Origin of the sequence: Amycolatopsis anabasis (assembly GCF_009765355.1) — a bacterium.
Classification (GTDB): Bacteria; Actinomycetota; Actinomycetes; order Mycobacteriales; family Pseudonocardiaceae; genus Amycolatopsis; species Amycolatopsis anabasis.
In genome coordinates this window covers 24,634-44,205 of the sequence record NZ_VTHK01000031.1, presented here as the reverse complement: position 1 = coordinate 44,205, position 19,572 = coordinate 24,634, and the positions used below count along the sequence as shown (strand labels likewise).

Genomic DNA, 19,572 nt, shown 5'->3' with positions numbered 1-19,572 from the left:
TGTGGGCGTGTCAGCAAAGGCGGAACCCGCCGCGCCCGTCGAGGAACCCGGGAAACCCCAGGCGATCCGCCGCCCGTGGCGACCCTGGCTGATCCGGCTGCTCGCCGCCGGGGCCTCGGGTTTCGTGCTGTACCTCAGCTTCGCGCCCCGCCCGCTGTGGTGGCTCGCCCCGCTCGCCTTCACCGGGCTCGGCCTGGTCCTGCACCGGCGGCGGTTCTGGGGCGGCTTCGGATACGCGTTCGTCTTCGGGCTCGCGTTCTTCCTGCCGCTGCTGACCTGGATCCTGGACTTCCTCGGCGCCGGGTTCGGCCCGTGGCCGTGGCTCGGCCTCTCCGGCGCGCTCGCCGTCTACTTCGGACTGGGCGGTGGCCTGATCACCTGGGTCGCCCGGCTCCCGTTCGCTCCACTGTGGATGGCCCTGGTGTTCATCGGCTTGGAAACCCCGCGCGCCTGGTTCCCGCTCGGCGGCTTCCCCTGGGGCCGGATCGGCTTCAGCCAGCCCGAGGGCGCATACGTCCCGCTCGCCTCGATCGGTGGCGCGCCCCTGGTCGGGCTGGCCGTCACGCTCTCCGGCTTCGGGCTCGCCGCGCTGCTGCCGCGCCTCCGGCGCCGGACCTGGCGGCCCCTGATCGCCCCCGCGCTCGCCGCCGTCGTACCGGTCGTCGCGGGGCTGGCGCTGTGGCCCGCGATCGGCACGGACGCGCAGGACGGAAGCCTGACCGTCGCGGCGGTCCAGGGCAACGCGCCGGACACCGGACTGGGCATGTTCGTCGAAGGCGCCGACCTCCGGAAGACCCACATCGCCGAGAGCGAGCGCCTGATCGCCGACATCCGGGCCGGACGGGTGCCCAAACCCGATCTCGTGGTCTGGCCGGAAACGGCCACCGACGTCCGCGGCGCCGATCCGCGGCTGGACCAGCTGGTCGCCGACTACGGCGCCCCGGCGCTGATCGGCGCGCTGTACGAACTTCCCGACGGCCAGTACGAGAACGCGCTGGTCGCCTGGGATCCGGTCACCGGGCAGGGGGAGCGGTACGCCAAGCAGCAACTCGTCCCGTTCGGCGAATACGTCCCCGCCCGCGAACTCGCCGAGCTGGTCACCCCGTTCGTCCGCTCGGTCGACGCCCGCGTGCCCGGCACCGGCGATCCCGCCGCGCTGAACATCGCCGGAACCAAGGTCGGCGCGATGATCTGCTATGAGGCCGCGTACGACTACCCCGCCCGCGACGCCGTGCGGGCGGGCGCCGAACTGCTCACCGCGCCGACCAACAACGCGTGGTACGGCCGCAGCGAGATGAGCTACCAGCAGCTCGCGATGTCCCGCCTCCGCGCCGTCGAGCACGGCCGGGCGGTGGTCGTCTCGGCGACCAGCGGGGTGAGCGCGATCGTCCAGCCCGACGGCAGCATCAGCGCCTCGACCAGCCTGTTCACCGCCGCGTCGCTGGTCGAGCGCGTACCGCTGAGGCAAACGACTACGCTGTCGGATCGACTCGGTGCGTGGACGGAGTACGGACTGGTCGGCGCGGCACTGGCAGGGGTGCTCGCCGGACTCGTGGTCCGGTCCCGCACCCGGCGCGGCGGCGTCGAGGAACAGCGAACGAGCGGCGACAGCGCCGCCTAGGGAGGACGTACGAATGGCGCAGGGGCCGCGGGGGGCACAGCCGATCGAGCCGGTGCTGGTGGTGATCCCGACCTACAACGAGCGGGAGAACATCGGACCGATCCTGCGCAGGCTGCACGAGGCCCTGCCCGCGGTGCACGCCCTCGTCGTCGACGACGGCAGCCCGGACGGCACCGGCGACGTGGCCGACGAACTGGCCAAGGCCGACGAGCGCGTGCACGTCCTGCACCGCACCGAGAAGGCGGGCCTCGGCGCCGCGTACGTGGCCGGGTTCCGCTGGGGCATGGCCCGCGACTACGCGACCCTGGTCGAGATGGACGCCGACGGTTCGCACGCGCCGGAGGACCTGCCCCGGCTGCTGGAAGCCCTCGGCGACGCCGATCTGGTCGTCGGCTCCCGATACGTGGCCGGTGGCAGCACGGTCAACTGGCCGGCGCGGCGGTGGCTGCTGTCCCGCGGCGCCAACGTCTACTCCCGGGTCGCCCTCGGGGTGAAGGTCAACGACATGACCGCCGGGTTCCGCGCCTACCGCCGCGAGGTCCTGGAGAAGCTGCCGCTCGACGAGATCGCCTCGCACGGTTACTGCTTCCAGATCGACCTGACCCTGCGCACCGACAACGCGGGCTTCGAGATCGTGGAGGTGCCGATCACCTTCACCGAGCGGGAGATCGGCGAGTCCAAGATGAGCGGGTCGATCGTGCGCGAGGCCATGATCCGCGTCGGCCTGTGGGGCGCCCGGCGCCGCTGGGAGCAGCTGCGCGGTCTCTTCCGCCGCCGCTGAACGCCCGCCCCGGACACGAGGAACGCCCCCGTGGCGGGAGGACACGGGGGCGTTCGCGTGGTGGGAGCGTGGCTACCTAGTCCGGCTAGGCCGAGCGCGAGGTCCGTCGACCCTTCAGCTCGGCGAGACGTTCGTTCAGCAGGTCCTCGAGTTCCGGAATGGAACGCCGCTCGAGCAGCATGTCCCAGTGAGTGCGCGGAGGCTTGACCTTCTTCTGCTCCGGCTGCCCGCCGTCCACGATCTCGGACTCGCTGCCGTGCAGGCGGCACTCCCACACCGAGGGGATCTCGGCGTCGTCGGAGAAGGGCACCTCGAACTCATGATCCTTGGGACACGCGTAGCGCACCGTACGGCGAGGTGCGAGGTCGTGATTGCGGTCGGTCTCGTAGCTGACCGCTCCCAGCCGGCTTCCACGGAGAACACGGTCGGCCATGATGGGATCCTTTCAGTCGGCTCCGGGTGGAGCCAGGGCGATGCTCACTTTAAGCAACGATGATGACGGTCCGGTAATTCCCGGAACACCATGTCGTCGCTCACGATGAGCTGCGTCACCCGTCGGCAACAGCTTCCTCCCATGGGAGACGATCTAGGCCGCGACGTGACGCGCTTAGGGCGTTCTTCTTGGGGATATCCCCCAGTTGGGCGATACCTTTAGCGGTTCAGGTCAGCCGTAACTGACCGTGTTGACCCGAGGTGGGTCCAAGGTCGCCGAGCCTGAAGTGCCGTCGGCACAATACTTGGTAACGCACTGTAGTGAAATCGGGCTCGATTTGTGAACTTTCAACTGAGCTGGGCTCGGTGTCCGCTACCAGGAGTGTGTCGCCCGTGCGCAGCACCTCGCCGTCCCGCACCCGCGCGTTGAACCGCCCGGGCAGCCCGCACCAGCACAGCACTTCGACCTGAACCGGCTGCAACTCGTCCGCGAGTTCGAACAGCCGCCGCGCGCCGGGGAAAAGCTCGCTGCGGAAGTTGGTGGCGATGCCGAAGCAGTAGACGTCGATCTGGACGTCGTCGGCGAGCTCGGCGAGCTGATCGACCTGGCCGGGGGAGAGGAACTGCGCCTCGTCCACGATGAGGTAGTCCACCTGCTGGCCGCGGGCCCAGTGCGCGCGGACCAGCACGCGCAGATCGGTGTCGTTGCCCACCTCGATGGCGTGCCGGGTGATGCCGATCCGGCTGCTGATCTGCGGGGCCCCGGAGCGGTCGTGCCGCACCAGCAGCAACCCGTGCCGGCCCTGCCGGGCGTGGTTGTGGTTGATCTGCAGGGCGAGCGTCGACTTCCCGCAATCCATCGGGCCGTAGCAGAACTTGAGCTTCCCGGTCATCGGCGCGCTGCGTCTGGCGCCGGCAGCGGGTACCGCGGACAAGGCGTCGGTCGGGTCCAGGTCACTGTCCTCGAGCAGGGTCACGACCGACGACCCTATCGGGCTCGCGCGGGACGCCGATCAACGACGCGCGCCCGCGCCGCGCGGGCGCGATGCCGTTTCTGCTGGTATCGGAAACGCCCGGCGCCGGGGACGGAAAGTTTCGGCGTGTCGTTCGAATGCATCCCCCATGTGGTGTGTGATGCTGGTGTTTTTCCTGATTTTGTTGTGACTCGTGGGTTTGGTTCCTTACTGTGCTCACATGCAGAACCACCGTGTTGGCGGAGTGACTCGAGCGCTCGGCAGACTTGTGCTCATCGCCGTCGTGGCGATGGGCTTCCAGCTGGGGACGAGTACCACCGCCTCCGCCGACCCCTCGTTCGGCGCGTGGGCGAAGCTGCGCATGTGCGAGTCGAGCGGCCGGTACAACGCGAACACCGGCAACGGCTACTACGGCGCCTACCAGTTCAACCTGCCCACCTGGCAGAGCGTCGGCGGCCAGGGACGCCCGGACCAGGCCAGCCCGCACGAGCAGGACTACCGCGCGCTCTACCTGTACCGGATGCGCGGCTGGCAGCCGTGGGAGTGCGCCGGCATGCTCGGCCTGCGCGACGACGGCGACGCGCGCAGCAAGCGCAAACCGACCTACCAGGACGCGAAGTACATCGGTGGCGGCGGCTCGCCCGCACCCACCCCGGCGCCCGGCCCGGCTCCGGCGCCCCCGCCCGGACCGATGCCCGACTGGCCCGGCGTGGTGTACGCGTACGGCGACTGCGCGCCGCCGCTCAAGGCTTTCCAGCTCCGCATGAACGCATTCGGCTACGGCTTCACCGGCACCGGCTGCTACTACGACAAGACCCGGCAGGCCGTGCTCGATCTGCAGCGGGCCAACGGGATCAACGATTCCGGACGGCTCGGGCCGAAGACGTGGAAGGCCGCCTGGGAGGGCAAACCGCCCCGCTAGGCGGCGCTCGGCCAGGTTCCGCGTTCGATGAGGATCTCGCGGAGCAGGTCCGGCCGGTCGGTCACGATCCCGTGCACGCCGAGGTCGAGCAGTTCACGCATCCGGTCCGCCTCGTTGATCGTCCAGGTGTGCACCTCGATACCGGAACGGGCGGCCGACCTGAGGAATGCTTTGTCCACAATGGTCAGTGCACCCTGTTTGACCGGAACCTGGGCCATCGCACCGCGAAGCAGGAAACCCAGGCGCAACAACGGGGCCCAGCCGTTCGCCCAGAGCACCGCGGCGGAACGGGGTCCCATCGAGGTGAGCAGCTTCGGCCCGGCGAGCTTGCGCAGGCGCGCCAGCCTGCCGTCGGAAAACGACGCGGCGGCCACCCGTTCGTAGGCGCCGGTGCGCTCCATGACGCGCACGAACGGCTCGACGGCGGCATTGCTCTTCACGTCGATGTTGAACCGGGCGTGGGGGAGTTCCTCCAGGACGTCCTCCAGCCGGGCGATGGGCTCGCGCCCGCCGACCTTCACCGAGCGGACCTGGGCCCACGTCTGGTGCGCGATCGCGCCGTGCCCGTCGGTGGTGCGGTCCAGCTGGGGATCGTGGTGCACGACCACCACGCCGTCGGACGTGGTGTGCACGTCGGTCTCCAGATAGCGGTAACCCTCGTCGACCGCGCGCCGGAACGCCGCGAGCGAGTTCTCCATCCCGTCGAGTTCGTCCAGATGCCAGCCGCGGTGGGCGAAGGCACGGGGGAGGGCGTCGGCGAGGTAGGGATGGCGGTTGCTCAGCACCCTTCCAGTTTGCGCCATCGGCGTGGCCTCGGCGTGAGCGTTCGATGGCCGGTTAGGGTCATATTCGTGAGTGATCTGGCACAGTCGGTCGATACGTCACGTGACGAATTGACCGGGTTGCGGCGTAACGGCGCGCCGAAGCACTGCGGCTGGTGCGGGCGCCGGCTGCCGCAGGGTGAGAACCGGGGGCGGCGGCGCCGGTACTGCGGGCAGTCCTGCCGCCAGCGCGCCTACGAGCGTCGCGCCGCCGTGCAGCGCAGCGGACTGCCCGAGGATGCCGTGGTGCTGTCCGACGCCGAGATCGCCACCTTGCAGGACCGCCTGTTCCAACTGCGGTGCGCCGCGGAGGACGTCGCCACGGCGGCCGACGACGGCGCGGAGTTGCCCGAGTTGCGCCGGATGGCCACCGAGCTGGCCCGAGTCGCCCAGGACCTCGAACAACTCCGCTGACTCGAGGTCCGGCAACCCTGACCCAAAACGTCACGGTGACGAAATAGGGTGGTGTCCCGGGCTGGTTTCCGGGGTGGAGCGGGCTGCCTTACCGGAGTGGTTCCCGAAGGCATGGGGGCGGACATGCGAGGGGTCGACCGGTTGCTCGCGGAGCGGACGCGGCGACGCTGGGGTGCATGGCGCGGACGGTGGGCGTCAACGTGGCCGCACAGGAGGCTGCTGGGAGCGCCCGCTCCCATCTTCCCCGGCGTTATCCGTGCGCCGATAATGTACATTATGTTAAGTAGCGCTGCTGGGGTGTAACTGCCCCGCTGCGGTTCCCACGCGACGTCGAGTGAACGCCCACAGCAGGAGCCCGAGGCAGCTGAACGCGGCACCCAGCGCGCATACGGCTCCCCAACCGGCCACCGTGTAGAGGGAGGTCGCGGCGATGGCGCCGGTGGCGCTGCCGATCGAGTAGAAGACCATGTAGCCGCCGATCAGTCGGCTCCCGGCGTCCGGGTGCAGGGCGTAGATCAGGGTCTGGTTGGTGACATGGACCGCCTGCACGGCGAGGTCGAGCAGGATCACCCCGACGACCAAGGCCCAGAACGAGCTGCGGGTGAAGGCCAAGGGCAGCCACGAGGCGGCGAGCAGCGCCAGGGCGATGCCGGTGGTCCGCTGGGCGAGTCCGCGGTCGTTCAGGCGGCCCGCCACGGTCGCGGCCAGGGCGCCGGCGACACCGATCAGCCCCAGCGCCCCGATCGCGCTGTGGGACAGGAAGTACGGGGCCTCGCTGAGCGGCAGCGCGACGCTGCTCCACAGGGTGCTGAAGGCGGCGAAGATCAGCAGGCCGAACAGGGCCCGGCGCCGCAGCAGTGGTTCCCGGGCGAACAGGGTGATCGTGGAGCGCAGGAGCTGCCCGTAGCGCAGGCTCACCGGCGGAGCGGCGCTGTGGCGTGGCAGCACTCGGTACAGGATCAGGGCGAGCAGGGCGGAGAGTGACGCCGAGGCGAGGTACACGGAGCGCCAGCCCGCGAGATCGGCCAGGAGGCCGGAGGCGGTGCGGGCGAGCAGGATTCCGATGACCACGCCGCTGGTGACCAGGCCGACGACCCGCCCGCGCCCGGCGGGAGGGCTCAGTGCTGCGGCGAAGGCCACCAGGGTCTGCGTGACGACCGCGAGCAGCCCCATCGCGGCCATGCCCGCGAGCAGGATCGCCGCCGAGCGGGCGGTGGCTACCACGGCCAGCGCCACCACCAGGAGCAGCAACTGGGCCACGACGAGCCGTCTGCGGTTGGCCACGTCGCCCAGTGGCACGAGAAAGAAGAGTCCCAGCCCGTAGCCGATGTGCGTGAGGGTGACCACGCTGCCGACGAGTGCCGGGCTCATGCCGAGGTCCTGGCCCATGGTCACCAGGAGCGGCTGGGCGAAGTAGACGTTGGCCACCGCGGCCCCGCAGGCGACGGCGAACAGTATGACGACACCACGGGACAGACCGGACGCGGAACCTCCCCCGCCCTGGCCCTCGGTCCGTCGTGGCACAGCCTCACCGTTGCCGGGCATCGGCACTCCTCCGCGTATCTGGTTTCAACTTGCTACCAAAGGCGACGGTAAACTCTTTTGGTAGCATGTTGCAACCGAGTTGGGAGTGAGGGACGCCATGGTGACCAGGACGCGCTTCGACGACAGCGAATGTCCCGTCGCGCGGTCGGTGGACGCGATCGGCGACTGGTGGTCCCTGCTGATCGTGCGGGACGCCTTCGACGGAAGCCGGCGCTTCGGGGAGTTCCAACGCAGCCTCGGCGTGGCGAAGAACATCCTGGCCGCGCGTCTGCGCACCCTGGTCGCCGGTGGTGTCCTGGAATCCGTCCCCGCCTCGGACGGCAGCGCCTACCGCGAGTACGTGCTGACTCCCAAGGGCAAAGCGCTCTTCCCGGTCATCGTGGCGCTGCGGCAGTGGGGCGAGCAGAACTTCTTCTCCCCCGGCGAACCGCACTCGCAGTTGGTCGACCGCCGACGGGGACATCGCCTCCGCGCACTGGAAGTGCTGTCCGAGGACGGACGGCGGCTGGGCCCCGACGACACCACCGTCCACAAGGTCTCCACCCGCGAACCGGAGCGCTAGGCGGATTCTTCGTGGTCCTCGTGCGTGCGGGGTGCGTGCCGCCGCGGTACCAGGGTCGGGTTGACGTTGTCGAGCACGGTGTCCCGGTCGATGACCACCTTGGCCACGTCGTCCCGGCTGGGCACCTCGTACATCACGTTCAGCAGGACCTCTTCGAGGATCGCCCGGGACGCCCGGGCGCCGGTGCCGCGCAGCAGCGCCTGCTCGGCGATCGCGCCGACGGCTTCCTCGGTGAACTCCAGTTCGACGCCGTCGAGTGCGAAGAGTTTCCGGTACTGCTTGAGCAACGCGTTGCGCGGTTCGGTGAGGATCCGGACGAGCGTGTCCCGATCGAGCGGCCGGAGGGTCGACACCACCGGCAGGCGGCCGACGAACTCGTGGATCAGTCCGAACTTCACGAGATCTTCGGGCAGCACCCGGGTCAGCGCGTCGTCCCGCTCCCCTATGTGTGCTGGTGAGCCGAAACCGATGCCCCGCCGCCCGGAACGCTGCTCGAGGATCCGGTCCAGTCCCTCGAACGCCCCGCCGACGATGAACAGGACGTTGCTGGTGTCGATCTGGATGAACTCCTGGTGGGGATGCTTGCGGCCACCCTGCGGTGGCACGTTCGCGATCGTGCCCTCCAGGATCTTCAACAGCGCCTGCTGGACGCCTTCGCCGGAGACGTCCCGGGTGATCGACGGGTTCTCGCCCTTGCGGGCGATCTTGTCGATCTCGTCGAGGTAGATGATTCCGGTCTCCGCGCGGGTGACGTCGTAGTCGGCGGCCTGGATCAGTTTCAGCAGGATGTTCTCGACGTCCTCCCCCACATACCCGGCCTCGGTGAACGTGGTCGCGTCGGCGATCGAGAACGGCACGTCGAGGATGCGCGCGAGCGTCTGGGCGAGGTAGGTCTTACCGCAGCCGGTCGGGCCGAGCAGCAGGATGTTGGATTTGCCGAGTTCCACCGGTTCGTCCTTCGGCGCGTGCCGCCCGGATGCGGGGCCTGCCGGCCGGAGGCGTTTGTAGTGGTTGTAGACCGCGACGGACAGTGCCCGTTTGGCCTCCTCCTGCCCGACCACGTGGTGTCCGAGGGCGGTGTAGATCTCCCGCGGTTTCGGTGGCTCGCCCACACCGCGTTCGGTGGGCTGGACGAGCTCTTCCGCGATGAGTTCGTTGGCGAGTCCCACGCATTCGTCGCAGATGCAGATCCCGACCGGGCCCGCGATGAGCTTGCGCACCTGCTTCTGGTTCTTCCCGCAGAACGAACAGCTGAGCAGGTTGTCCTTCTTCTGAGCCACGCGGAGCCGTCTCCTGAACTGTGAATGCCCGGATCAGATGTTCATGACATCTCAGTGGTCACGGTATCTTGGATCGGCACGAACGGCAATGCCACAGGTAGGAGCACGATGGTCCGGCTCAGCAGGGCGGAACTACAAAAGCGCAACCGCGGGAAGGTGCTGGACGCGGCCCGGGACGAGTTCGCCGAGCGTGGCTTCCGCGAAGCCAAGATCGACGTCATCGCCGAACGCGCCGAACTCACCCGGGGCGCGGTCTACTCGAACTTCCCCGGCAAGCGCGCGCTCTACTTCGCGGTCCTGGCCGATCTCGCCGAGCACGCGCCCGAGCCGCCGCATCCGGTGCCGGGCCGCACCGCGCGGGAAGTGCTCGGCGCGCTCGCCCGCGCCTGGGTCGCGCGGCTGCCGATGGGTGAGAACGACGATCAGGGCACGGCCCGGCTCGGCATGGACCTGATGCCCGAGGTCCTCGCCGACGAGCGGCTGCGGCGGCCGTTCGCGCAGCTGATGATGCTGGACGCGATCCTGCTCGGGCTGGCGCTGGAACGGCTGGGCTCGTCCGAGACCGCGCCCGGCCGCCAGGTGCGCGTGGCGGAGGCGGCGCTCACGATCCTGCACGGGGCGCGCCAGATGGCCGCCACCGCGCCCGGCTTCATCGAGCCGTTCAACATCATCAGCACCTGCGAACGGCTCGCCGGTCTCGACCTCCAGGACACCTGGCCCGCTCCCCCGTTCCTGCTGCGAGCGCGCCCAGCCGATGAGCGGTGGTCACCGCCGGACGTCGTCGACGCGCTGCGCGGCGAACCCGCGGCGCTCACCGGGGACGGCGTGGTGGCGATCCTCGGGCTGCACCGGCTCTCCGCGGTCGAACAGGCGGTGCGGGCCGCCCCCGCGGGAGCCGAGATCACCGCCGTCCTGGTCACCGGCGAACCCGGTGAACTCGCGCCACTGGCCCGGCTGACGATCGCGGATCTCTGCGGTTGCCTGCGCCAGGCGTTCCCCCGGTCGGCCTGGCCGAACCTGCGGGTGGTGTGCGACGAATCGGGCGCCCTGGCCGCGGCCGCCGGAGTGCCCGCGGTCAGCGACGGCACCGAGGCCGCCGTCCGCGTCGAGGCGGGCCGGATCGTCGCCCGTGCGGACGGTTTCGGCGCCTGCCACGCCGTCGCCACCTTCGAGCGGGAGCCCGCACCGGGAACCCAGCGGTCCGGTCACCGGTAGGACCACGCGGGCCTGGTGCCGATCACGACGGTGGCGTCCAGTTCCGCGGAACCGGCGACCCGCGGGATCAATCCGTTGCGGGCGAAGGCTTCCACGGTTCGCGGCGCCTGTCGTTCGCTCGTCTCGATCAACAGGTGACCGCCCGGCGCCAGCCATCGCGCCGCCGCGGCGGTCACCCGGCGCTGGACGCCGAGCCCGTCCGTGCCGCCGTCGAGCGCGACCCGCGGCTCGTGCAGGCGGGCTTCGGGCGGCATCAACCCGATCGCCTCGGTGGGCACGTAGGGCGCGTTGGCGACCAGGATGTCCACGCGTCCCCGCAGAGTGGTGGGCAGCGCGTCGTACAGGTCCCCTTCGTACACCGCGCCGCGGCCGGTGACGTTGCGGCGGGCGCAGCGCACCGCGGCCGGATCGATGTCGGCGGCGTGCAACTCGATCCGGTCGGCCAGGGTGGCCAGTGCCGCGCCCACCGCGCCCGAGCCGCAGCAGAGGTCGACGACCACGGCCCGGGGGCCGGCAAGCGCCGCGGCCTGCCGGACCAGGAACTCGGTGCGGCGGCGGGGCACGAAGACCCCGGGGTCCACGGCGATCCGCAGTCCGCAGAACTCGGCCCAGCCGAGCACGTGCTCGAGGGGCACACCGGCGGCTCGCCGGTCGACCATGGTGTCGAGGTCACCGGGCGTTCGCGCCGAGGCGATGAGCAGCCGTGCCTCGTCCTCGGCGAAAACGCAACCCGCGGCCCGGAGCCGGGCGACGATGACGGCAGGGGAACAGGGTGACGGGGAAACAGAAATGAGAGCGCCTTTCGGAAAGCCGATGACGGGGCTCTCGGTCACCTAGCCGACGTGAACCGCCTGGCCGCGAGGTGCGAGCGCCCGGCCGGAACTTGCGGTAATCGGGCTCACCTCCTCGGTCGGTCCACTGCTGCGGAACAACACTACCGCGCACCGCCGGCGCCCAGGACGTCGAGGTAGTGCTGGTTGTACATGAGGCCCAGGATGTTGCCGAACGGGTCGACCACGGACGCGGTGACGAACCCTGCTCCGCGGTGGGTGACCGACTCGTGTTCCTTGGCGCCCAGGGCGAGCAGTCGGTCCAAAGCGGCCTGCACGTCGTCGACGTGCCAGTACACCACGGCCCCGCCCGGGCCGTCCCCGGCGCCGTGGGGCGCGTAGCGGCGGTCGAGGATGCCGAGTTCGTGCTGGTAGTCGCCGATGCGGAACTCCAGGTACGCGGTCGGGACTGCCACCGGCCGCTCGAAGTACGGGGGGATGCCCAGCAGCTCGGTGTACCAGTCCTTGGCCGCGGTCAAGTCGTCGGCGAAGAACGTGATGGTGGTGAGTCCGCGCAGCATTTCGGTGTCTCCTTCGTCGGGGCGGGCATCCGCCGTGGGCTACACCGGTCATCCTGGGCGATAAAGTGCTCATCAACTGAGCACTTTTAGCGGGAGACTGGATTTGTGCGTGCTGATCGGCTGGTGGCCACCCTGCTGGTGATGCAGTCCCGCGGCCGGGTGACGGCGGCGGAGCTGGCCGAGGAGCTCGAGGTTTCGGTGGCCACCGCCCGCCGCGATCTCGAAGCGTTGTCCGCCGCCGGGGTCCCGGTGTACCCCCAGCCCGGGCGCGGGGGTGGCTGGTCGCTCGTGGGCGGCGCCCGGACCGACCTGAGCGGGCTCACCGCCGGCGAGGCCCGGGCGCTGTTCCTGCTCGCCGGTCCGGCGGCCGCGGCCGCGCCGGAGGTCAAATCGGCGCTGCGCAAGCTCGTCCGCGCCCTGCCCGGCACGTTCCGCACCGACGCCGAGGCCGCGGCCGACGCCGTCGTGATCGACCCGGTCCGGTGGGGCGAACGCGAGCGCGAGCGTCCCGAGCTGGTCGACGTGCTGCAGGACGCCGTGGTCCGGCGCCGCAAGGTCCGGCTGGAGTACGCGAACCGCGCCGGTGATCGCACGCGGCGCCTGGTCGATCCGTGGGGCCTGGTCGACAAGGACGACATCTGGTACCTCGTGGCGGGCACCGAGCAGGGGCAGCGGACCTTCCGCGTCGACCGGATCCTCGGCACCGCGGTCACCGACCTCGATGCCGAGCGTCCCGCCGATTTCGCCCTGCCCGAAGCCTGGGACCGGGTCGTCGACGAGGTGGAGCAGCGGCGCTCGCTCGTCTCGGCGGCGGTGCTCGCCGAGGCCAGGTACCTGCCGGTCCTGCGCACGCAGTTCGGCCGGCATTGCGCGCTCGAGGACCGGCTCGACGACGGACGGGTGCGGGTGCGGGTGGCCGCGCCGACGCCCCTGATGATCGCGCAGCACCTGGCGGGCTGGGGTGCGCTCGTCGAGGTCGTGGACTCGGGCCCGGTCCGCGCCGAACTGGCCAGGCTCGGCGCGGAACTCACCGCGCGGTACGGCTGATCCGCGGCCCTAGCGGGGTTGTTCGGCGAGGCTCTTGATGCCGTGCAGCGTTTTCTCGATGGCGGCGCGCAGGTTCGCGAGCCGGTGCTCGACGATGGCTTCTTCCTGCTCCGGCATGCGGTCGATGTACTGGTTGAGCCCGGACCGGCCCGGGCCGAGCCGCGCGCCGTGGCGCAATCGGACGCCACCGCCCTCGGGGGTGAGTTCGAAGCGCCAGGTGGCCAACGGTTTCCGCGGTTCGGGGTCGCCGAACCGGCCGTCCGGATCCGACACGGCCCAGGCGAACGCCCGCGGGGCGTCGAATTCGACCACGCGCGAGACGGTCTTCCACTCCCCCAGCCCCGAGTTCTCGTTGCGGCCTTCGAACCGGGCGCCCATCGCCGGGCCTTCGGCGCCGTCGAGCCAGCGCACGCGCTGGAGTTCCGGGCTGAACCGGGCGGGCAGCTCGATATCGGTCACCAGTGCCCACACCCGGTCCGGGGTCGCCTCGACGAGCACCTCGCATTCGACCGCCGGACCGTCCGCGTATCGCACGTGGTCATCCCCCTCCCGACGCGGTCAGGCGTCGTACTTGTCGTGGTGGCGGAAATGGATGATCCCGGTGCCCTCCTCCTGCCGTCCCAGCGGGGTCAGATCCAGGAAGTGGTAGGTGCCCAGCACCATTTCGCCGCCGCGCGCGTAGGTCGAGTAGGTGTGGAAGACGGTGTCGCCGTCGCGCAGGAAGACGCTCAGCCCGGGGGCCTCGCCCTCGTCGCTCGTGACGTGGAAGTCGTGGTTGAAGTCGGTGCCGTGGGAGGACACCCAGGGCGCGGTCCAGCCCATGCGTTCCCGGAACCGCTCGATCTTCGGCAGCGGAGCCCGGGAGACGAGCACCAGCGCGGTGTCCCGGGAGTGCAGGTGGGACAGGTGACCGATGTTGTCGACCAGGAACGAGCAGCTCGAGCAGCCCTCGTCCCAGCTCGGGTCGAACATGAAGTGGTACACGATGAGCTGGCGGCGGCCGTCGAACAGGTCGAGCAGGCCGACTTCGCCGTCCGGTCCCTCGAACACGTACTTCTTGTCGATGGCGACCATGGGCAGCGCGCGGCGTTCGGCGCTGAGCGCGTCGTTCGCCCGCATGGCCGCCTTCTCCTTGACGAGCAGGTCCTCGCGCGCGGTGCGCCATTCCTCCCGCGAAACGATTTTGGGCAGCGTCATCTCGTCCTCCTTCGATAGCCGTTCGCTCCGCCGACGAACGACTCTGCCCGCTTTCGACCTTCCCGGTCGGGTCAGTTCCGCGTTTCCCACCATTGGCGCAATGCGGCGAGTTCCTCGGCGTCCAGGACGACGTCGAGGCCGCGCAGGATCTCCTCGAGGTTCGCCGCGGTCACCGGGGTGCGCTCGACCCGGCCGTCGGCGTGCTCGACGGTGAGTGTGTCGCCGACGAGGCGCTTGTTGACGCCGTGGTCGAGGCGCATGACGACCAGTTGGCCGTAGAACGGCGACCGCGGGTGAGTGGAGACGTAGTGGTGGAAGACCTCGTAGTCGATCGGCCGCTGCGGCGTGCCGTCGAACTCGTGCAGGATCTCCCAGCCTTCGCCGGTCCGCTTGGCCAGTGTCCACAGTGCACCGTCCCGGGTCACCCGGTGCTCCCAGCCGGCCTGGTCGATCAGCGCCCCGTCGCGCAGCGGCGCCGGGTACAGCTGTCCGGCGCCGAAGCCGACATCGACCAGGTGCTCGATGCCGTCCGCGCGCACCACGAGGATCATGTGCGTGCGCGGCCCGGAACGGTCCGGCTGGACCCGGGCGACGCTGCGCCGCACCTCGAAGCCGAGGTTCTCCAGCACCGCGGCGAACAGCAGCGCGTGTTCGTAGCAGTAGCCGCCGCGCTGCCGCCCCACCAGCTTGCCCGCCACCACGTCCAGCGCCAGCCCGCGGTGCCTGCGCAGGATCACGTCGATGTTCTCGAACGGGATGGCGCGAACGTGCGCCTCGGTCAGCGAGCGCAGGGCGGCGGCCGAGGGTTCGACGCGGGGATGGCCGATGCGCCTGAGGTAGGCGTCGACGTCGAGGGCGGTGGTGTTCCACTCGTCGGTTTGCGACTTCTCTCCGGTCAGTGTGCTCATGTGATCACTGTGGAACCTCCAGTTCGGTGGAGGTCAAGCAGTTCCCGATATAGGTCAGTTTTCGTCCCCTATCGGTGGCATGCTGAACGGTATGACCGATACCCCGGCGCGCTTGCTGAGCCTGCTGTCCCTGCTCCAGACCCCACGGGAATGGCCCGGCAGCGAACTCGCGCGCCGGTTGGCGGTCAGTCCCCGCACGATCCGGCGGGACATCGACCGCTTGCGGGAACTGGGTTATCCGGTGCAGGCGACCATGGGCGCGGAGGGCGGCTACCGGCTGGTCGCCGGGTCGGCCATGCCCCCGCTGCTGCTCGACGACGAGGAGGCGGTGGCCATCGCGGTCGGGTTGCGCACCGCGGCCGGGCAGGCCGTGGACGGCATCGAGGAGGCGTCCGTGCGGGCGCTGACGAAGCTGGAGCGGGTGCTGCCCTCGCGGCTGCGCTACCGGGTCGGCGCGCTGGGCGCGGCGACCGTGCCGGTGCCGGGAACCGGGCCGACGGTGGATCCGGAGAGCCTGACCGTGCTCGCCGCGGCGATCGCCAACCGGGAACGGGTGCGGTTCGGGTACGAGTCGAACGACGGCGAGGAGAGCAGGCGGCACGCCGATCCGCATCGGCTGGTGACGGCCGGTCATCGCTGGTACCTGATCGCGTTCGACAACGACCGCGAGGACTGGCGGACCTTCCGCGTCGACCGGATCCGGAAACCTCAGGCAACGGGAGCGCGCACGGACGGGCGTGAACTGCCCGGGAAGGACGCGGCCGCGTTCTTCACCGACAAGCTCTACTCCCTGGCCCCCACCTACCGGGTCGTGGCGACGCTGCACACCCCGATCGCCCGGGTGGCGCGGCAACTGGGCGGCCGAGGCGAGTTGGCGGCACTGGACGAGCACACCTGCCGGTGGCACGGGCACGCCGACACCCTGGAATGGCTCGCGTTCCGCCTCACCGGACTCGGCTGCGAGTTCGAGGTGCACGAACCGGCGGAACTCACCGAGTACCTGCGCGAGCTCGGAACCCGGGTGCTGCGCGCCGCGGGCACTTCGGCGCGCTGAGGAAACTGTCGGTCCCGCGTGGTTGCCTTGCGGGTATGACCGAATCCATGCCCGCTCTGGTCCGCCGCTGGCAGGCGGGCTGGGGTCTGGCCAAGGGGCTCCACCCCGCCGCGGAGGCCCGCGGCGCCCTGCACGTGCCGATCGGATTGCCCGGACAGCACGTCGAGGTCGTCGTCCTGGACCCCGACGAAGACCCGGATTCCTTGCGCGCGCTGGCCGCCGAGGTCGCCGAGTGCGCGCACGCGAACTGGCTGACCGTCCCCACCCGGCAGCCGGAGGCGGTCGGGCCGATCCTCAAGGCCGCCGGGCTGGAACCGTTCGGTGAGCCGGAATGGCTGATGACCGCCGATCTCCGGGAGCATCCGTCGCGGACCCCGCCCGCGGGCTACTCGAGCGCGGTCACCGTCCACGGGCTGGTGCTCGAGGCCAACGTGACCCACGCTTCCGGCGAGCGTGCGGCCTGGGGCACCGCGGCCGTCGTCGGCGCCGACACGGTGGCGCACGACATCGGCACGGACCCGGCGCACCGGCGGCGCGGGCTGGGCAGCGCCGTCATGGGCGCACTGGTTGTCGCGGCCCGGGATCGCGGTGCCACCACGGGGCTGTTGGTGGCGACTCCGGACGGGCAGCATCTGTATCCGACCTTGGGCTGGGTCCACCGCGCGACCATGGTGGTGGCCCGCAGGCCTCGCGACCGATGAGGTCCGTTTCGCCGTGACCCAGCAGAACATCCTGGTCTCCGGGACTATTCCGGTTGAACCCGCGTCGGGCGGTTCGCTAGATTGCGGCGGCGCCCTCGACCGAGCCGGAGGAGGTGGGAACGATGATCACCAACACGATCATGCGCTCCCGCCCCGCTTCGAGGGCCCCGCGGATCTGACCGGGAGCGCAGTCGCCTCTCCGGAAGGAATCCCATGACCGATCTGGTCATCCGCCCGCTGCGCGCGGGCGAGGAACACCTCTTCGACGCCCTGCCCGATCCCGGACTGGTCGGCTTCGCCGCGTTCGGCGGGCGCTACGACAAGCAGAACTACCGCCCGGAATGGACCTGGGTCGCGTTGCGCGGGGACACCGTGGTGGCCCGCGCGGCCTGGTGGGGCGGCCCGGACGACGACGAACCGGTCACCCTCGACTGGTTCGACTTCACCGACGCGGACGCCGGAACTGCCTTGCTGCGCACCGCGCCGCTACCCACCGAGTACGAGCTGCGGCTGCCGCCGGGGTGGCGGGACGATCCGGCCGTGCGCGCGGCGGCCGAGGCCCGGATCGGAGCCGCCGGGCGAGCGGGCCTCACCCCGCTCGTCGAGCGTTACCGGTACCGCTGGACGCGCGAGCACGGCCTGCCACCGCGCCCGAGGCGCCTCGAATTCCGCCCCGAACCCGACGACTCGGTGATCTTGGACGTGTTCCGTCGCTTGCACCGAGGCAGCCTGGACGCCCATGCCCGCCGCACGATCGCCGCGTCCGGCCTGGACGCCGCCGCGCGGGAAGACCTCGGCTACCTGCGCTGGATGCCCAGCCCGCGCGACTGGTGGCGGCTGGCCTACTCCCCCGCCGGTGACCTCGTCGGGCTCGCCGCACCCTGCCACCACTACAGCGACCCGGTCATCGGGTACATCGGCGTGGTCCCCGAGCACCGCGGGCACGGGTACGCCTACGACCTCCTGGTCGAAGCCACGCACCTGCTCGTCGAACACGGCGCCGACCGGATCGTCGCCGGAACCGACGTGACCAACACCCCGATGGCCGCGGCTTTCGCCAAGGCCGGGTACCCGGTCGAGCAGCATCGGATCGATCTGGTCCGGCCGTGAGCGGATCGCGCGCGAAGAGGAGATGATCTCTGTCGGTCCGGGGCGCTCCCGTTCGTCGGAGTCATACCGAAGCCCTGCGAAGGAGGAACTGGTGCGATACGTGCTCATGATCGGCGGCGAGGAAATCGGCGGGCCGCCGTCGGTGGAGGTCTGCGGCCGGGAGGAGGTCCGCGCCTGGATCGAGGAGGTGGAACGCCGGGGCATGTACCGCGGGGGTGAACTCCTGCATCCCAGCAGCGACGCGACCACCGTGCGGGTCCGCGACGGCGAGGTACTGCGCACCGACGGGCCGTTCGCCGAGACCAAGGAACAGGTCGGCGGCCTGTGCCTGCTCGAATGCGCCGACCTCGACGAAGCGCTCGAGATCGCGTCGCGGCACCCGGTCGCGCGGTTCGGGGTCATCGAGGTGCGGCCGGTGTGGGAAGCATGAGGCGCGCCGAGACGACCGTCCCGGTCGGCGGGGCGGAACTCCGCGTCGAGACGTTCGGCGACGCGGGCGATCCGGCCGTCTTGCTGATCATGGGCATGAGCGCCGCGATGGACTGGTGGGAGGACGAGTTCTGCACCCGCCTCGCGAACGCAGGCCGGTTCGTGATCCGCTACGACCACCGCGACACCGGCCGTTCGACGAGTTACCCGCCGGGCGCGCCGGGCTACACCGGCGAGGACCTGTTCACCGATCCCGTGCGCCTGCTCGACGGCCTCGGGGTGGCCCGTGCCCATGTTGTGGGCCTGTCGATGGGCGGCGCCATCGCCCAGCTGGTGGCGCTCGGGCACCCCGGCCGGATCGCCTCGCTCACCCTGATCGCCACCAGCGGCGGCCCCGGTGATCCGGACCTTCCGCCCAGCTCACCCCGGCTGCACACCGGTGAGCTGCCCGAACCGGACTGGGCGGACCGCGCGGCCGTCCTCGACTACCTGGTCGCCGATTTCCGGCGGTACGCGGCCGAATCCCGGCCGTTCGACGAGGCGGGGTGCCGGGCCGTCGCGGAACGCGTCCTCGACCGCACCCGCGACATCGCCGCGTCCATGACCAACCACGGGCTCCTGAGCGGGGGCGAACCCTGGCGATCCCGCCCTGGTCGTCCACGGCACCGAGGATCCGCTGTTCCCGCTCGGCCACGGCACCGCGCTGGCCGCCGAGATCCCCGGCGCCCGGCTGCTCACCGTGGAACGCATGGGACGCGAACTCCCGCGCACCGCCTGGGACACCGTGCTGCCCGAGCTGATCCGCCATACTGCCGCCGACACCCGGGCCCGATGAGGAGAATCCCGTGCGATACCTGCTGTTGATCTGTGGCACCGAGGAATCCGGCCGGCGGATGGCCGCGGAGGTCGACGGCTGCGGCGGCTGGGGCGAGGAGATGGAACGCCGCGGCGTGGTGCGCGGCGGCGCGGGCCTGCGCCCACCGCCGGAAGCCAAAACGGTCCGGGTCCGTGACGGCGAAGTGCTGCTCGCCGACGGGCCGTTCGCCGAGACCAAGGAACAGGTCGGCGGTTACACGGTGATCGAGTGCGGCGATCTCGACGAGGCCGTCGAGATCGCCGCACTGCACCCGGCCGCCCGGTACGGCATGGTCGAGGTGCGCCCGATCTGGGAATGACGCCCGGATTCGGGTGACCCGGTCCTGGCGCGG

At 70.6% G+C, this 19,572-nt stretch carries 23 protein-coding genes; 13 read left to right on the top strand and 10 right to left on the bottom strand.

Annotated elements, in window-relative coordinates; genetic code table 11:
• Positions 1–7: 7 nt before the first annotated feature.
• On the top strand, positions 8–1,621 hold the full coding sequence (gene lnt, locus FXO23_RS32795) for an apolipoprotein N-acyltransferase (protein ID WP_158889435.1): 1,614 nt from the start codon (positions 8–10) through the stop codon (positions 1,619–1,621).
• Positions 1,622–1,634: 13 nt separating this feature from the next.
• Positions 1,635–2,402, top strand: coding sequence for a polyprenol monophosphomannose synthase (locus tag FXO23_RS32790; protein WP_158889433.1), 768 nt, complete (start codon positions 1,635–1,637; stop codon positions 2,400–2,402).
• Positions 2,403–2,487: 85 nt separating this feature from the next.
• On the opposite strand, the gene FXO23_RS32785 is transcribed toward FXO23_RS32790, so the two are convergent.
• Positions 2,488–2,835 carry an RNA polymerase-binding protein RbpA gene (locus tag FXO23_RS32785; RefSeq protein ID WP_158889431.1) on the bottom strand — a complete coding sequence of 116 codons (348 nt, stop codon included), beginning with the start codon at positions 2,833–2,835 and terminating at the stop codon, positions 2,488–2,490.
• A gap of 226 nt (positions 2,836–3,061) precedes the next feature.
• Positions 3,062–3,811, bottom strand: a complete 750-nt coding sequence (locus tag FXO23_RS32780; protein WP_179956948.1) for a thymidine kinase — start codon at positions 3,809–3,811, stop codon at positions 3,062–3,064.
• Between the two features lie 286 nt (positions 3,812–4,097).
• Between FXO23_RS32780 and FXO23_RS32775 the strand changes: the two genes are divergently transcribed.
• Positions 4,098–4,730 (top strand): transglycosylase family protein, encoded by a 633-nt coding sequence (locus tag FXO23_RS32775; RefSeq protein ID WP_425484932.1) that lies wholly within the window; start codon positions 4,098–4,100, stop codon positions 4,728–4,730.
• On the opposite strand, the gene FXO23_RS32770 is transcribed toward FXO23_RS32775, so the two are convergent.
• On the bottom strand, positions 4,727–5,512 hold the full coding sequence (locus FXO23_RS32770; protein ID WP_158889591.1) for a glycerophosphodiester phosphodiesterase family protein: 786 nt from the start codon (positions 5,510–5,512) through the stop codon (positions 4,727–4,729). The genes FXO23_RS32775 and FXO23_RS32770 overlap by 4 nt on opposite strands.
• A gap of 78 nt (positions 5,513–5,590) precedes the next feature.
• Between FXO23_RS32770 and FXO23_RS32765 the strand changes: the two genes are divergently transcribed.
• A complete protein-coding gene (locus FXO23_RS32765; RefSeq protein ID WP_425484931.1) occupies positions 5,591–5,965 on the top strand; it encodes a hypothetical protein in 375 nt (124 codons plus the stop codon).
• A 279-nt stretch (positions 5,966–6,244) separates the two neighbouring features.
• Here the strand turns inward: FXO23_RS32765 and FXO23_RS32760 are convergent, their stop codons facing one another.
• On the bottom strand, positions 6,245–7,510 hold the full coding sequence (locus tag FXO23_RS32760; RefSeq protein ID WP_158889425.1) for an MFS transporter: 1,266 nt from the start codon (positions 7,508–7,510) through the stop codon (positions 6,245–6,247).
• Positions 7,511–7,607: 97 nt separating this feature from the next.
• On the opposite strand from FXO23_RS32760, the gene FXO23_RS32755 reads away from it, so the two are divergent.
• On the top strand, positions 7,608–8,072 hold the full coding sequence (locus tag FXO23_RS32755) for a winged helix-turn-helix transcriptional regulator (protein ID WP_158889423.1): 465 nt from the start codon (positions 7,608–7,610) through the stop codon (positions 8,070–8,072).
• On the opposite strand, the gene clpX is transcribed toward FXO23_RS32755, so the two are convergent.
• Complete coding sequence (gene clpX / locus FXO23_RS32750; protein ID WP_158889421.1) at positions 8,069–9,352, bottom strand: ATP-dependent Clp protease ATP-binding subunit ClpX; 1,284 nt, start codon at positions 9,350–9,352, stop codon at positions 8,069–8,071. The genes FXO23_RS32755 and clpX overlap by 4 nt on opposite strands.
• Positions 9,353–9,460: 108 nt before the next feature.
• On the opposite strand from clpX, the gene FXO23_RS32745 reads away from it, so the two are divergent.
• Positions 9,461–10,567: a TetR/AcrR family transcriptional regulator gene (locus tag FXO23_RS32745; RefSeq protein WP_158889419.1), complete on the top strand. Its 1,107-nt coding sequence runs from the start codon at positions 9,461–9,463 to the stop codon at positions 10,565–10,567.
• Here FXO23_RS32745 and FXO23_RS32740 read toward each other — a convergent pair.
• A complete protein-coding gene (locus FXO23_RS32740) occupies positions 10,558–11,358 on the bottom strand; it encodes a putative protein N(5)-glutamine methyltransferase (protein WP_158889589.1) in 801 nt (266 codons plus the stop codon). The genes FXO23_RS32745 and FXO23_RS32740 overlap by 10 nt on opposite strands.
• A 143-nt stretch (positions 11,359–11,501) precedes the next feature.
• On the bottom strand, positions 11,502–11,918 hold the full coding sequence (locus tag FXO23_RS32735; protein ID WP_158889417.1) for a VOC family protein: 417 nt from the start codon (positions 11,916–11,918) through the stop codon (positions 11,502–11,504).
• 105 nt (positions 11,919–12,023) lie between these two features.
• Between FXO23_RS32735 and FXO23_RS32730 the strand changes: the two genes are divergently transcribed.
• On the top strand, positions 12,024–12,965 hold the full coding sequence (locus FXO23_RS32730; protein WP_158889415.1) for a helix-turn-helix transcriptional regulator: 942 nt from the start codon (positions 12,024–12,026) through the stop codon (positions 12,963–12,965).
• A 9-nt stretch (positions 12,966–12,974) separates the two neighbouring features.
• Here FXO23_RS32730 and FXO23_RS32725 read toward each other — a convergent pair whose 3' ends face one another.
• The 3 genes from FXO23_RS32725 to FXO23_RS32715 form a co-directional block, all read right to left on the bottom strand.
• Complete coding sequence (locus tag FXO23_RS32725) at positions 12,975–13,499, bottom strand: SRPBCC family protein (protein ID WP_158889413.1); 525 nt, start codon at positions 13,497–13,499, stop codon at positions 12,975–12,977.
• A 24-nt stretch (positions 13,500–13,523) separates the two neighbouring features.
• Complete coding sequence (locus FXO23_RS32720; protein ID WP_158889411.1) at positions 13,524–14,162, bottom strand: DUF899 domain-containing protein; 639 nt, start codon at positions 14,160–14,162, stop codon at positions 13,524–13,526.
• A 71-nt stretch (positions 14,163–14,233) separates the two neighbouring features.
• On the bottom strand, positions 14,234–15,070 hold the full coding sequence (locus FXO23_RS32715) for an arylamine N-acetyltransferase family protein (RefSeq protein ID WP_158889409.1): 837 nt from the start codon (positions 15,068–15,070) through the stop codon (positions 14,234–14,236).
• A 91-nt stretch (positions 15,071–15,161) separates the two neighbouring features.
• Here FXO23_RS32715 and FXO23_RS32710 point away from each other — a divergent pair, with 91 nt between their 5' ends.
• The 6 genes from FXO23_RS32710 to FXO23_RS32685 all read left to right on the top strand — a co-directional run bounded on the left by FXO23_RS32710 (position 15,162) and on the right by FXO23_RS32685 (position 19,539).
• Complete coding sequence (locus tag FXO23_RS32710) at positions 15,162–16,124, top strand: helix-turn-helix transcriptional regulator (RefSeq protein WP_158889407.1); 963 nt, start codon at positions 15,162–15,164, stop codon at positions 16,122–16,124.
• A 35-nt stretch (positions 16,125–16,159) separates the two neighbouring features.
• Positions 16,160–16,825 (top strand): GNAT family N-acetyltransferase, encoded by a 666-nt coding sequence (locus tag FXO23_RS32705; RefSeq protein ID WP_158889405.1) that lies wholly within the window; start codon positions 16,160–16,162, stop codon positions 16,823–16,825.
• Positions 16,826–17,038: 213 nt separating this feature from the next.
• A complete protein-coding gene (locus FXO23_RS32700; protein WP_158889403.1) occupies positions 17,039–17,935 on the top strand; it encodes a GNAT family N-acetyltransferase in 897 nt (298 codons plus the stop codon).
• A 91-nt stretch (positions 17,936–18,026) separates the two neighbouring features.
• Positions 18,027–18,365: a YciI family protein gene (locus FXO23_RS32695; protein ID WP_218952212.1), complete on the top strand. Its 339-nt coding sequence runs from the start codon at positions 18,027–18,029 to the stop codon at positions 18,363–18,365.
• Complete coding sequence (locus tag FXO23_RS32690) at positions 18,362–19,228, top strand: alpha/beta fold hydrolase (RefSeq protein WP_246258176.1); 867 nt, start codon at positions 18,362–18,364, stop codon at positions 19,226–19,228. The genes FXO23_RS32695 and FXO23_RS32690 overlap by 4 nt, the downstream gene beginning before the upstream one ends.
• Positions 19,210–19,539: a YciI family protein gene (locus tag FXO23_RS32685; RefSeq protein WP_158889401.1), complete on the top strand. Its 330-nt coding sequence runs from the start codon at positions 19,210–19,212 to the stop codon at positions 19,537–19,539. The genes FXO23_RS32690 and FXO23_RS32685 overlap by 19 nt, the downstream gene beginning before the upstream one ends.
• Positions 19,540–19,572: the final 33 nt, after the last annotated feature.